Annotated in this window: 11 protein-coding genes; 1 reads left to right on the top strand and 10 read right to left on the bottom strand. The window is 49.3% G+C overall.

Annotated features, from left to right (window positions below):
- Nucleotides 1-300: 300 nt before the first annotated feature.
- Complete coding sequence (locus AYY17_RS08970) at nt 301-708, bottom strand: hypothetical protein (RefSeq protein WP_067423085.1); 408 nt, start codon at nt 706-708, stop codon at nt 301-303.
- A complete protein-coding gene (locus AYY17_RS08965) occupies nt 695-2,083 on the bottom strand; it encodes an MFS transporter (RefSeq protein ID WP_067423083.1) in 1,389 nt (462 codons plus the stop codon). Before AYY17_RS08965 ends, AYY17_RS08970 begins: the two co-directional genes overlap by 14 nt.
- A gap of 91 nt (nt 2,084-2,174) precedes the next feature.
- Between AYY17_RS08965 and AYY17_RS08960 the strand changes: the two genes are divergently transcribed.
- Complete coding sequence (locus AYY17_RS08960; protein WP_067423528.1) at nt 2,175-3,068, top strand: LysR family transcriptional regulator; 894 nt, start codon at nt 2,175-2,177, stop codon at nt 3,066-3,068.
- A gap of 57 nt (nt 3,069-3,125) precedes the next feature.
- Here AYY17_RS08960 and ybgE read toward each other — a convergent pair whose 3' ends face one another.
- The 8 genes from ybgE to sucA all read right to left on the bottom strand — a co-directional run bounded on the left by ybgE (nt 3,126) and on the right by sucA (nt 13,316).
- Nucleotides 3,126-3,410, bottom strand: a complete 285-nt coding sequence (gene ybgE, locus AYY17_RS08955; RefSeq protein WP_067400276.1) for a cyd operon protein YbgE — start codon at nt 3,408-3,410, stop codon at nt 3,126-3,128.
- Between the two features lie 5 nt (nt 3,411-3,415).
- Nucleotides 3,416-3,523 carry a cytochrome bd-I oxidase subunit CydX gene (gene cydX, locus AYY17_RS08950; protein WP_067400274.1) on the bottom strand — a complete coding sequence of 36 codons (108 nt, stop codon included), beginning with the start codon at nt 3,521-3,523 and terminating at the stop codon, nt 3,416-3,418.
- A gap of 13 nt (nt 3,524-3,536) precedes the next feature.
- Nucleotides 3,537-4,679: a cytochrome d ubiquinol oxidase subunit II gene (gene cydB, locus AYY17_RS08945; RefSeq protein WP_067423081.1), complete on the bottom strand. Its 1,143-nt coding sequence runs from the start codon at nt 4,677-4,679 to the stop codon at nt 3,537-3,539.
- A gap of 14 nt (nt 4,680-4,693) precedes the next feature.
- Entirely contained in the window at nt 4,694-6,256 is a 1,563-nt protein-coding gene (cydA, locus tag AYY17_RS08940; protein ID WP_067423079.1) for a cytochrome ubiquinol oxidase subunit I, read from the bottom strand.
- Nucleotides 6,257-7,079: 823 nt separating this feature from the next.
- Nucleotides 7,080-7,952, bottom strand: a complete 873-nt coding sequence (gene sucD / locus AYY17_RS08935) for a succinate--CoA ligase subunit alpha (RefSeq protein ID WP_067423077.1) — start codon at nt 7,950-7,952, stop codon at nt 7,080-7,082.
- Nucleotides 7,952-9,118, bottom strand: a complete 1,167-nt coding sequence (gene sucC / locus AYY17_RS08930) for an ADP-forming succinate--CoA ligase subunit beta (protein WP_067423075.1) — start codon at nt 9,116-9,118, stop codon at nt 7,952-7,954. The genes sucD and sucC overlap by 1 nt, the downstream gene beginning before the upstream one ends.
- A 167-nt stretch (nt 9,119-9,285) precedes the next feature.
- Nucleotides 9,286-10,497, bottom strand: coding sequence for a 2-oxoglutarate dehydrogenase complex dihydrolipoyllysine-residue succinyltransferase (gene odhB / locus AYY17_RS08925; protein WP_067423073.1), 1,212 nt, complete (start codon nt 10,495-10,497; stop codon nt 9,286-9,288).
- Nucleotides 10,494-13,316: a 2-oxoglutarate dehydrogenase E1 component gene (sucA, locus tag AYY17_RS08920; protein ID WP_067423071.1), complete on the bottom strand. Its 2,823-nt coding sequence runs from the start codon at nt 13,314-13,316 to the stop codon at nt 10,494-10,496. Before sucA ends, odhB begins: the two co-directional genes overlap by 4 nt.
- Nucleotides 13,317-13,480 lie beyond the last annotated feature (164 nt).

The raw sequence follows: 13,480 nt of genomic DNA, 5'->3' as shown, positions 1-13,480 counted from the left end.
GCCTTTATGCAACACGCAAGCTCATTCAGAGGTTGCCGTGAAAAAATATTTTGTTACGAATTACAACACGTTAGCAGCGTTACTTTTGCCTTTCAGTGCTATCATTAAACACTTATTAAAAGACATTTATCCTCACTAATACGCAAAAATCCGGATAATTCCGGATTTTTATGCTACCGATTTATTTACCCGATATTCTAACTTATTGTAATATCTTAAATAAAATCCGTTTATCTTTATTTTATAAAAACGGTTTTTTTATCCTGTATTACGGGTCAAAATACCCGGAACTTACGCCGGTTATGATACCAGCGGTGTTTCGTGCAGATAATGCCACTGCCACATTTCGTCATTATTTTTAGTCAGGATCACCACAGAACGTCGTACGGTAGTCACCCCGGAGAAGTGCTGAGTTTCAAGATAACGCATAACGAGTGTATTTTCTGTCCGCCGGACACACTCATAATCTGACGTTTCTATCGGCGTACCCTGTTTTTGTCCCTGCATCCGGGTAAATACCGCCACCACGGTGTCATGATCAGCAACCGCCCCGCTAATCCCTGTCATAGAGAAATCACCGGTAAAATGCGTCAGTAAAGTGTGCAGTGCTGCTTTACCTTCCTCACCCGGTGTGGTGAAAACCTGATAAATCAGTTCGTGAACAATATTGATACTATTAACAGCCTGCTGAATGTCAGGATGGTTCATGAGATGTCTCCGTGGCAGAGTCTGCCGGTTTTAATGATGTGCGGTAGCGTACGCGGCATAAAAAAATAAGCGGGATAAGCCCGGCCACTGCCGCACACAGGAATGTCATTTTAAATGCGTTTTCCGGGATGATGATATTCAGGGTCTGATACAGCGTCATTAATAGTGCCGCACCGATGCTGAATACGATTTGCCGGTTAATATTCCAGATAACACTGGCTTTGGTCAGCTGTGCATCGCGAAAATCATACAGCGCCGTGGTCTGGGCGCAGTTAGCAGCTATCCCGCCGCCGGTTCCGGTAAGAAGATAGATAAGACCAATAAACCAGAGTGGTGTATTCACATCAGTCAGGGCAAACAGGGCTATCCCGCCGCTGTGCAATAACAGGCTGATGAAAAAGAGCCGCCCTGCGCCGGCTTTATTGTAAAGCGCTCCGCTGACCAGCATCGACACCAGCGCTCCCGCGGCATACAGCAGCATAAAGGCACCGGTGACGCCGGTTGTCAGGTTCAGAACCGTTGTCAGGTAAAAAATAGCCAGAATATTTACCCCGGTAAACACACCGGGCACCGCATAATAGACAGCGACAGATAACCACAACCGGGTATTTTTCAGCAGAGAAAGGTCAATAATCGCCTGCGGATCCCGTTGGTAATGGCGATAATAGAGCCGCGCACTCAGCAACATCAGTGCCGCAAGTGCCAGCGCACCACTGATATTGTGATACTCACCATAGAGTGACAGCGCAATCAGCAGCGATGCCAGCACAATACTGACCAGCAAAAGCCCTTTGAGATCCGGCGCCGGGCATGTGGCTGTTTTCGGCTCCTTTATCCAGCACCACGCCAGCAGCGCTGTAAGCAGTGCAAACGGCGCATTGACATAAAACACCGGACGCCAGCCGGCCACATCAACTATCAATCCGCCCAGCATCGGTGATAACGCCGGGGCAATCAGAGCGATCATCATAATAATAGTGGAAATTTTACTGCGCTCATGTCCCTGAAAATACTGAAACGTCAGGGACTGCCCGACAGGGATCAGCAATCCGCCTGCCACCCCCTGCAAAAACCGCCAGGTGATCAGAGATGAAAAAGAATCCGCCCCGCCCGCCAGTACAGCAGTGACTGCAAACAGCAGCATCGAGAAGGTCATCAGTTCGCGGATCCCGAAACGGTCAGCCAGCCAGCGGCTCAGCGGAATGATCAGGGTCAGCCCGAGAATATAGCTGTTCGCCACCCAGGTAACGGAAAGCGATGAAACCTGCAACGATTCCGCTATAGCCGGTAATGTAATGGCAGACATAAAAATGTTGATGCAATCAATAAAAAAGCCCAGTAAAAAAATCAGGGCGACGCGATAACGATAGGTCATAGTTTCCTCCGGTCAGCAGTGTAAAAGTTGTTGACCTGCGGCGTCTATGCGTCAATATAAACAATATTGTTTGATCAAATTAAACAAACTTATGCTGACATCTGTTGAAAAAATTAATACCTTTATATATGTAGTGGATACCGGGTCATTCACCCGTGCGGCAACCCGCCTGAATTTAAGCAAGTCGATGGTGAGCCTGCATATCAAGGCTCTGGAAACAGAGCTGAACACCACACTGCTACACCGGACAACGCGCCAGTTTACCCTGACGGAGTCCGGTCACGCGCTGTATCAGCAGTTCAGGCCGCTGTTACAACAGTTTGATAATGCGCTTGATGCCGTAATGGCGGGTACGACTCAGCCACAGGGCACCCTGCGTTTCAGTGCCACAGCCGAATTCGGCGGGCAATTTCTGCTGCCGCAGCTTCCGGCATTCCGGATGCAGTATCCGCTTATCCAGCTGGATTACCGGGTCGATCATACTCTGAGTGATTTGATTGCCCAGAAACTGGATGTGGTGCTCAGGCTCGGCACACTGAGCGACAGCGGGCTGCGTTACCGCAGGCTGGCTGATTTTCCGGTGTGCTATGTGGCAACACCGGACTTTATCGACCGCTATCAGGTAACGGATAACAGCGATCCCGCTTTACTACCGTTTATCGCCAACAGTAATTTGTTAAGTCAGAGCGCCTGGCGTCAGCATCTGCCGGCCCCGGACAATACCGCGTTTGTGTCCAATTCTATTCAGGCTATCCGCACCATGACACTGGCACATCAGGGATACAGCCTGCTGCCGGTCTGGTATATAAGAGAGCAATTGATGCAGGAAGAATTAGTGCCGGTCTTCAGACAGCGGGATATGCCGGATCAAAGCATCAATATGGTATTCCCGCCTGCAGCACATCTGCCACAGAAGGTGCGGGTATTTATCGACTATTTTGTCGGCTATTTCAGTGAGAATGCAGAACAGTTGCGCTATCCGTGAGACAGACAAAAAAAAAGCCGTTCAGATGAACGGCTTTTTTAATGAAAAACGACTTTATCAGATAAAAAAGTGATAAAGGCCGTAAGCCAGGATCACAATGGCGGGAATGGGATGAAAGATAATCTTCCAGACTGCGCGTTTCGGATGAAAAGCAGTGCCGAAAACTGCACCGCTGCATACGGCCCAGATCATCAGCAGCCCCTGCCAGATTTGCAGTGAACTGGTATTCGCCGCAAAACGCGACGGATCCCAAATCACACAAAATGCCAGCCCCAGCGCCATGATGAGGACAAGGGCCCGTAAGGGACCCTTATCCAGTAGTTGGTAAGATTTATCCAACATACGTCTTATTCGCCTGACGCGGCTTTGTCTTCGTGGTGCTCAATGGCCAGTGCTGCAATAATTGCGACACTACATGCCAGGAGCGTTCCGAGGATCCATGCAAAATACCACATATGCGTCTGCTCCTTAGTACAGTGAATGTTTGTTGTCTTCGATGAAGGATTTATCCAGGCGACCCGCCATCTTCACGTAACACCAGATGGTGTACAGAAGAACAGTTGGTACAAAGATAATCGCAACAACAGTCATTACCTGAAGGGTAAACAGGCTGGATGTTGCATCCCACATAGTCAGACTGACGTTCGGATCAATGCTTGAAGGCATGATGAACGGGAACATGGCTGTACCACAAGTCAGGATCACCCCGGCAATAGTCAGTGCAGAGAATACGAACGCAAATGCACCTTTATCCAGACGGGTGAACAGAACCACCAGCAGAGGAGAAACCAGACCGATAGCCGGCAGGATCCACAGGATTGGATGCGCTGTAAAGTTCGCCATCCATGCGCCCGCTTCCTGAACCACTTCTTTCGTTACCGGGTTGGAAGGACCGAAATGATCCAGGTCAGATACGACACGGAAACCATCGATACCGCCCCACATCAGCCACGCACCGGCCACTGCGAACAGAACAAATGTCAGCAATGCGGTAATAGTGGTTGCTTTGCGCACACGCAGGTGTAAATCACCGGTGGTACGCATCTGCAGGTAAGTTCCGCCGTGAGCCACAATCATCATCAGACTGATTAAGCCGGCTAACAGACCATACGGGTTCAGAAGACCGAAGAAGCTCCCTGCATAAGAGACCTGCAGATAAGAGTTAACTTCAACCGGCACACCCTGTAACAGGTTACCGAACGCCACACCGATGACTAATGACGGAACGAAACTGCCGATAAAGATACCCCAGTCCCACATACCGCGCCATTTTGGTGATTCCAGTTTTGAACGATAGTCAAAACCGACCGGACGGAAGAATAATGCCGCCAGGACCAGAATCATTGCGATATAAAAGCCGGAGAATGCAGCAGCATAGACCATCGGCCATGCAGCAAACAGTGCGCCACCTGCGGTGATCAACCATACCTGGTTGCCGTCCCAGTGCGGTGCTATCGCATTAATCATGATACGACGTTCCGTATCATCTCTGCCGATAACCCGCAACAGAACACCCACACCCATATCAAAACCATCAGTTACAGTGAAGCCAATCAGCAGCACGCCGATCAGTATCCACCATACAAACCGTAATATTTCATAATCAAACATAAGTGGGCTCCTGTTTACTTAGCGTCTTGCGCCGGTAACGTTTCAAAGTGATAACGGCCGGTTTTTAAGCTGCTTGGACCAAGACGTGCAAACTTAAACATCAGGAACATTTCAGCAATCAGGAATAATGTGTACAGACCGCAGATCAGCGCCATAGAGAACAGAATGTCTCCGGCTGCCAGATTCGACGTTGCGTATGCTGTTGGTAATACTTCACCCACAGCCCATGGCTGACGGCCATATTCAGCAACGAACCAGCCTGCTTCAACACCAATCCATGGTAACGGAAGGCTCAGCAGTGATGCACGCAGCAACCATTTGGATTTACCAACACGGTTACGCAGAACACTCAGGAACGACAGACCCAGCACGATAAGCATCAGACCACCTGCGGCAACCATAAGACGGAATGCCCAGAACAGTGGTGCAACGCGCGGAATAGAGTCTTTTGCCGCCTGTTTAATCTGCTCTTCTGATGCATTACTGACATCATCAGTGTAGCGCTTAAGCAGTAAACCATAACCGAGATCTTTTTTGCTCTGATTGAATGCATCACGCACAGCAGCATCAGTATTACCCTGACGCAGTTGCTGTAACAGATCATAAGCCGTCATACCATTACGGATACGGACTTCATGCTGCACCATCAGGTCACGCAGACCAATCACCGGTGTATCAATTGAGCGGGTCGAGATAATCCCCAGCATATACGGGATTTCAATAGAGAAACTGTTCTCCATTTTGTCCTGGTTAGGGAATGCGATCACGTTAAATGAAGCCGGAGGCGGCTGAGTATGCCATTCGCCTTCAATCGCCGCCAGCTTGGTTTTCTGCACGTCACCCATTTCATAACCGGACTCATCGCCCAGAACAATAACGGATAACACAGCAGCGATACCAAAGCTTGCCGCAATAGCGAAAGAACGTTTTGCAAAAGCAAAATCGCGGCCTTTCAGCATATACCAGGCACTGATAGACAGGACAAAAACAGCACCTGTACAGTAACCTGCGGCAACGGTGTGCACGAATTTAACCTGTGCAACCGGGTTGAGAACCAGCTCAGAGAAACTCAGCATTTCCATACGCATGGTTTCAAAGTTGAAATCAGATGCAATAGGGTTCTGCATCCAGCCGTTCGCAACCAAAATCCACAGCGCAGAGAAGTTAGAACCAATAGCCACTAACCAGGTTACCATCAGATGCTGTTTCTTACTGAGACGATCCCAGCCGAAGAAGAACAGACCAACAAATGTGGATTCGAGGAAGAATGCCATCAGACCTTCGATTGCCAGAGGCGCACCGAAGATATCACCAACATAGTGAGAGTAGTATGACCAGTTAGTCCCGAACTGGAACTCCATAGTCAGACCTGTAGCAACACCCAGGGCAAAGTTAATACCAAATAACTTACCCCAGAACTTTGTCATATCTTTATAGATTTGCTTACCGGACAGGACATACACCGTTTCCATGATCGCTAACATAAAGGACATACCTAACGTTAGCGGTACAAATAAAAAGTGATACATCGCTGTTAAGGCAAACTGTAATCTCGACAGTTCGACAATATCAAACATCTTGACTCCTTGCTCCTAGCAGGAAGACACCGACATGCGGCAACCCAAGCTTTCCTGAAGAAAGAAAGCAACATAACTACCAGCAATAAATGCCTCTAAATGCAATAACAAATTAGTAACAAAAAAAAACACCTAAATAGACACCCTAATAATAGTACGCTTATATTTGCACACAATAAACCGCTTTTGCGTGATTCAGATTGGAATTCTGATGATATATCAAATAATGCACATGGTAGTCGTTTTCGGCTATTTTGATCTGAACCAACTTAAACAAATTCCGAAAATAACACCAGTGCAATAGATTGATTTATGTCAATTTTCCAAGCCAATGTTAAACAATATCGTACATATATTGTTTGCGTTACTTTATTGTTAAAGTAATGTTCACGCAAATATAACCAAACTGAAAAATAACAATAATAAACGCACTTTTAATTAACGTTTTATTTTCATTAAAATTCCTGGTTAATTCCATTACCGGGGTAATTCAATAATAAATAAATTATCACTAAAACTGTTATTGCTCTTTTGTATTAAGATACTAATCCGTCCATTTAGGACGATAAAAACAAGTATAAATCAATATGATAAAAAACGCCCTTTTATACCTGAGACTGTTTGTGTTGTAAACGACACAACCGAGGTTCTGAGATAATTGAGAAAATGACTGAAAGTAACAAGAACAACCGAAGGGGATCAGGACAAGTCATAAAACGATTAAAAAAGTACCGACTCCCCTTCCCGGGGGGCAGATCAAAAAACAACCTGAACCTCTATTTCACGGTTCAGGTTGCAGTATAATAAATGGTCAGGTACGCAATTACTTATTAAGAATAGCTTTCACTGCCTCACCGATATCAGCCAGGCTGCGGACTGTTTTCACACCGGCAGCTTCGAGAGCGGCAAATTTTTCATCTGCAGTTCCCTTCCCGCCGGCAATAATCGCTCCGGCGTGCCCCATTCGTTTGCCTTTAGGTGCAGTTACGCCTGCGATATAAGCGACAACCGGTTTCGTGACGCTCTCTTTAATAAAGGCAGCAGCTTCCTCTTCCGCACTGCCGCCGATTTCACCGATCATCACAATAGCTTCTGTCTGCGGATCATTCTGGAACATGCGCAGGATATCAATAAAGTTAGATCCCGGAATCGGGTCGCCACCGATCCCCACACAGGTAGACTGCCCCAAACCGGCATCCGTCGTCTGTTTTACCGCTTCATACGTCAGTGTACCGGAACGGGACACTATGCCCACTTTGCCCGGCAGATGGATATGACCCGGCATAATCCCGATTTTGCACTGTCCCGGAGTAATAACACCCGGACAGTTCGGACCGATCATCCGGACACCCGCTTCATCCAGCTTCACTTTGACCGTCAGCATATCCAGGGTCGGGATCCCTTCGGTAATAGTAATAATCAGCTTAATACCGGCATCAATGGCTTCCAGAATGGAGTCTTTGCAAAAGGGTGCCGGTACATAAATAACCGATGCGGTCGCACCTGTGCTCTCTACCGCTTCACGTACAGTATTAAAGACCGGCAGGCCTAAATGAGTGGTGCCACCTTTACCCGGTGTCACACCACCGACCATTTTGGTGCCGTAGGCAATCGCCTGTTCAGAGTGGAAAGTCCCCTGGCTGCCTGTAAATCCCTGACAGATAACCTTGGTATTTTTATCGATTAAAATAGACATTATTTCGCTCCCACTGCTGCAACAACACGTTCCGCAGCATCCGTCAGGCTGGTTGCCGCAATAATATTCAATCCGCTTTTCGCCAGTTTTTCAGCGCCCAGCTCTGCATTATTACCTTCCAGACGCACAACAACCGGCACATTGACACCAACGTCTTCAACCGCGCCGATAATACCGTCTGCAATCAGGTCACAGCGGACGATTCCGCCGAAAATATTAACAAATACCGCTTTAACATTTTCATCGGACAAAATAATTTTAAAGGCTTCTGTAACGCGCTCTTTGGTCGCGCCGCCGCCGACATCCAGGAAGTTAGCCGGCTCGCCGCCGTGCAATTTAACAATATCCATGGTGCCCATTGCAAGACCTGCGCCATTCACCATACAGCCGATATTGCCGTCCAGCGCGACATAGTTCAGTTCCCACTGCGCAGCCTGTGCTTCACGGGCATCTTCCTGAGACGGATCATGCATTTCACGCAGTTCCGGCTGGCGGTACAGTGCGTTACCGTCAACGCCTAATTTACCATCAAGGCAGATAAGCTGCTCATCTGAGGTGATAACCAGCGGGTTTATCTCCGCCATCGCGAGATCCCGCTCCAGGAACAGCGTCGCTAATCCCATAAATACGTTAGTAAACTGGTTAACTAACTTTCCGGTTAAGCCCAGTTTAAATGCCAGCTCACGCCCCTGATACGGCATAGGACCTGTCAGCGGGTCAATCACCGCTTTATGGATAAGCTCAGGTGTTTCGTGAGCCACCGTTTCAATCTCAACGCCGCCTTCCGTTGACGCCATAAAGACCACACGACGCGAACTACGATCAACAACCGCGCCCAGATAGAGCTCTTTAGCGATATCTGTCGCACTTTCCACCAGTATCTGATGAACCGGCTGACCCAGCGCATCTGTCTGATAGGTTACAAGGCGCTTGCCTAGCCACAGCTCGGCAAATGCACGAATTTCTTCTTTGGTTTTTACCAGTTTCACGCCACCCGCTTTACCGCGGCCTCCGGCATGAACCTGACATTTGACGACCCACGGACCGCCGCCTATTTTTGATGCTGCTTCTTCTGCTTCACGGGGTGTGGAGCAGGCGTAGCCTGCCGGTGCAGGTAATCCATACCGCGTGAAAAGTTGTTTTGCCTGATACTCGTGTAAATTCATGATGTTCTATCCATTATTTTGTCTGATGAGAGCGGACTCTCTTATTGTTGTTGCCTGGATAGCGCCGGTTTCCCGGCGCAGGGACACAGATTCACTAATGCGAGTTCAGCCGGGCGGGTTTTAGCGCGATGCCGCCCGGATGAGTTAAAGCTCAAAAATAAAGAACACTACACGTCAAGCAGTAAACGGGTCGGGTCTTCTAACATCTCTTTAATAGTCACAAGGAACCCGACGGATTCCCGCCCGTCAATCAGACGATGGTCATAAGAAAGAGCCAGATACATCATCGGCAGGATAACCACCTGACCATCGACGGCCATCGGGCGATCTTTAATAGCATGCATCCCCAGAATCGCACTCTGCGGCGGGTTGATGATCGGCGTTGACATCAGTGAACCAAACACACCACCATTGGTGATGGTAAAGTTACCGCCGGTCAGATCTTCCACTGTCAGCTTACCGTTCTGACCTTTAACAGCCAGTTCTTTGATGCGTTTTTCAATCTCAGCCATGCTCAGCGCATCAGCATCACGCAATACCGGTGTAACCAGCCCGCGCGGTGTGGAGACCGCAATACTGATATCGAAATAGTTGTGATACACAACATCAGTGCCATCAATAGATGCGTTCACTTCCGGATAACGTTTCAGCGCTTCAACCACGGCTTTCACATAGAACGACATAAAGCCCAGGCGCACACCATGGCGTTTTTCAAACGATTCGCCGTACTGCTTGCGCAGATCCATCACCGGTTTCATGCTGAGTTCGTTAAAGGTTGTCAGCATTGCAGTACTGTTTTTCGCTTCCAGCAGACGCTCCGCCACACGCTTACGCAGACGCGTCATCGGCACACGTTTTTCACTGCGGTGTGACAATGCAGCCTGAGAAACCGGCTCAACAGCCGCGCTATCAACACCTTTCGGCTGTTGTGCCAGATGTTTTTCCACATCTTCGCGGGTCAGACGACCGCCGACACCACTGCCGGCAATATCGGCGGCATTCATGCCGTGCTCAGCAATCAGACGGCGGACAGCCGGGCTTAATGCATCATTTGATTCTTCATCCAGCCCGGCATTCTGACGCTGCGCCGGAGTGGACTGCACTTTTTCTTTCACTTCAGCCGGTAAGCCGGTGCTGTCGCCAAGACGGATACGCCCCAGCAACTGTTTAGACAGCACTGTCGCGCCTTCGTCTTCCAGCACGGCTTCCAGAATACCGGCATCAGAGGCGGGTACTTCCAGCACCACTTTGTCTGTTTCAATTTCCACCAGCACTTCATCACGTTCAACACGGTCACCCGGTTTTTTGTGCCACGTTGCAACAGTGGCATCGGCGACAGACTCGGGGAGCTCGGGAACCAGAATTTCTATGCTACTCATTTCTTATCCTTAGTTGATTCAACGTTCAGTGCATCATTCACCAGATCTTGTTGTTGCTGCTGGTGAACAGACGTATAGCCCACGGCCGGAGATGCCGAGGCCGGACGACCCGCGTAGCGCAGTGCTGCACCTGCCGGGATCGCCTCACGGAAATTATGCTGGCAGCAGTACCAGGCACCCTGATTCAGCGGCTCTTCCTGGCACCAGATGAAATTCTTCACATGCGCAAACGGCGCGAGAATTTCATGAATATCGTCATGCGGGAACGGATAGAGCTGCTCGATACGGATCAGCGCAACATCTGTCTGATTATTTTTCCGGCGCTGCTCTAATAAATCGTAATAGACTTTACCGGAACACAGCACCACTCGCTTAACATCCGCAGGATTGAGCTTATCGACTTCATTAATAACCGCTTCAAAGCGGCCTTCGGCTAACTCTTCCAGAGAAGAAACCGCCAGCGGATGACGTAACAGTGATTTCGGTGACATAACAATCAGCGGACGGCGCATACCGCGCAGTGCCTGACGGCGGAGCATGTGATAAACCTGCGCCGGTGTTGACGGAATGCACACCTGCATATTCTGCTCTGCACAAAGTTGCAGATAGCGTTCCAGGCGGGCACTGGAGTGCTCCGGTCCCTGACCTTCGTAGCCGTGCGGCAGTAACATCACCAGCCCGCACATTCTGCCCCACTTCTGTTCGCCGGAGCTGATGAACTGGTCAATAACAACCTGCGCCACGTTGGCAAAGTCACCGAACTGGGCTTCCCAGATAGTCAGACCACGCGGATCTGTTGTTGCATAGCCATATTCAAAGGCCAGAACCGCTTCTTCAGACAGAACCGAGTCCCAGACATTAAAGCGCCCCTGAGCATTATGAACATTCATTAACGGCACATAACAAGAGCCGTTGGCCTGATTATGGATGACCGCATGGCGATGGAAGAAGGTTCCGCGCCCGGCATCTTCACCGGACAGGCGGACAGGCACACCTTCATCTGCCAATGTGGCATACGCCAGAGTTTCAGCGCCGCCCCAGTCAAATAATTTTTTCCCTTCCGCCATCTCTGCGCGGTCAGTATAAATTTTCTCAACACGTGGGTGCATCTGCACTTCTTCCGGCACGGTACTGATACGACGGGCCAGATCCTGCAAACGTTTCAGTTCGACTTTATTGGCGTAATCGTCATTCCAGTCATGATTAAGGTACGGCTCCCACGTCAGAGACGCTTTACCGATTTCACGCCACTCTTCAACCACACAGTCTCCGCGATCCATAGCATCACGGTACATATTGACCATTTCAGTCACATCACCGGCGGTCACAATGCCTTCTTCAATCAGTCTGTCGCCGTAGATTTTACGCGGCGTCGGGTGCTGTTTGATTTTCTGGTACATCATCGGCTGGGTTGCACTCGGCTCATCCGCTTCGTTGTGCCCGTGACGACGGTAACAGACCAGATCAATCATGACATCGCGGTTAAAGGTATTACGGAAATCCAACGCCAGACGGGTAACAAATGCCACTGATTCCGGGTCATCCGCATTCACATGGAAAATCGGTGACTGCACCATTTTCATTACATCAGTACAGTATTCGGTGGAACGGGTATCTTTCGGGTTCGAGGTAGTGAAACCAATCTGGTTATTGATAACAATACGGACTGTTCCGCCCACTTCATAACCGCGCGCCTGTGACATATTCAGGGTTTCCTGAACAACCCCCTGACCAGACACCGCAGAGTCACCGTGAATGGTAATCGGCAGTACCATTTTACTCAGGCTTTGCGGGAGGCGGTCGCGACGGGCACGAACAGAACCGATAACCACCGGACTGACAATTTCAAGATGAGACGGGTTAAATGCCAGTGCCAGATGAACCTGTGCGCCTTCTGTGGCGAAATCAGAGGAGAAACCCTGATGATATTTCACGTCACCGGTGCCCAGATGGTCTTTGTGCTTACCGGCAAATTCATCAAACAGGTCTGCCGGTTTTTTACCGAACAGATTAATCAGCACGTTCAGGCGACCACGGTGCGCCATTCCCAGAACGACCTCACGGGTATCCTGTTTACCGGCATGGCGGATAAGATCTTTGAGCATAGGAATGAGGGAATCCCCGCCTTCCAGAGAGAAACGTTTTGCTCCCGGGAATTTTGCCCCGAGATAACGCTCCATCCCTTCAGCCGCGGTCAGATCTGACAGAAAACGCCGTTTTTCATCCGCACTGAACTGCTTGCTGACAACCACGGATTCCAGGCGCTGCTGGAGCCAGCGTTTCTCTTCGGTATTCGTGATATGCATGTATTCGACGCCGACAGCGCCGCAATAAATACGTTTTAATTCGTCGTACAGCTCACTCAGCTTCATGGTCTCACGACCAACAGCAAATGAACCGATATTAAAGGTTTCGTCAAAATCAGCTTTGGTCAGATTATGGAATGCAGGATCCAGATCCGGAACCGGCTCCTGTTTCCACAGACCGAGCGGATCGAGATCTGCATTCTGATGACCACGGAAACGGAATGCGTTAATAAGCTGGAGAACTTTAACTTGCTTGGAATCCATCGCCGGATCGCTGACGGAGGTATTATAGCGGGTTGAATCTTTCGCCAGACGACGGAAATAGTCGCGGGTTTGCGAGTGAGGTTGTTCTGTAACATCCGCTTTCGGCAGTGAATCGAAAATTACCCGCCAACTTTCATCGACGGAGGATGGATCTTTCAGATAGTCTTCATAGATGTCTTCTATGTAAGCCTGGTTTTCTCCAGCCAGAAAGCTGGAATCCAGCCAGTCCTTCAGTGCGCCGTTCTGCATTGTGATCCCTTAAGCTTAGAGCTTTATCCCCTTTATCTTCCGGGCTGCAATGTACCGGCTGCGCTGCATGTCCGGAAAACATATAACGATATGTTCTGCGGATTGTCTCGTCTGCCGCCTGCACCCTGAATGACGTTGGGTATAGTTTTCGCCGTGATAACTAA

The sequence above is a fragment of the Morganella psychrotolerans genome, assembly GCF_001676055.1.
GTDB lineage: Bacteria > Pseudomonadota > Gammaproteobacteria > Enterobacterales > Enterobacteriaceae > Morganella > Morganella psychrotolerans_B.
Note: the sequence above shows the minus strand (reverse complement) of the source record. Positions and strands in the feature narration are given on the sequence as shown.

Coding starts and splice junctions, on each gene's coding strand:
- AYY17_RS08970 (WP_067423085.1), bottom strand. CDS start 708: ATGAACCATCCTGACATTCAGCAGGCTGTTAATAGTATCAATATTGTT.
- AYY17_RS08965 (WP_067423083.1), bottom strand. CDS start 2,083: ATGACCTATCGTTATCGCGTCGCCCTGATTTTTTTACTGGGCTTTTTT.
- AYY17_RS08960 (WP_067423528.1), top strand. CDS start 2,175: ATGCTGACATCTGTTGAAAAAATTAATACCTTTATATATGTAGTGGAT.
- ybgE (WP_067400276.1), bottom strand. CDS start 3,410: ATGTTGGATAAATCTTACCAACTACTGGATAAGGGTCCCTTACGGGCC.
- cydX (WP_067400274.1), bottom strand. CDS start 3,523: ATGTGGTATTTTGCATGGATCCTCGGAACGCTCCTGGCATGTAGTGTC.
- cydB (WP_067423081.1), bottom strand. CDS start 4,679: ATGTTTGATTATGAAATATTACGGTTTGTATGGTGGATACTGATCGGC.
- cydA (WP_067423079.1), bottom strand. CDS start 6,256: ATGTTTGATATTGTCGAACTGTCGAGATTACAGTTTGCCTTAACAGCG.
- sucD (WP_067423077.1), bottom strand. CDS start 7,952: ATGTCTATTTTAATCGATAAAAATACCAAGGTTATCTGTCAGGGATTT.
- sucC (WP_067423075.1), bottom strand. CDS start 9,118: ATGAATTTACACGAGTATCAGGCAAAACAACTTTTCACGCGGTATGGA.
- odhB (WP_067423073.1), bottom strand. CDS start 10,497: ATGAGTAGCATAGAAATTCTGGTTCCCGAGCTCCCCGAGTCTGTCGCC.
- sucA (WP_067423071.1), bottom strand. CDS start 13,316: ATGCAGAACGGCGCACTGAAGGACTGGCTGGATTCCAGCTTTCTGGCT.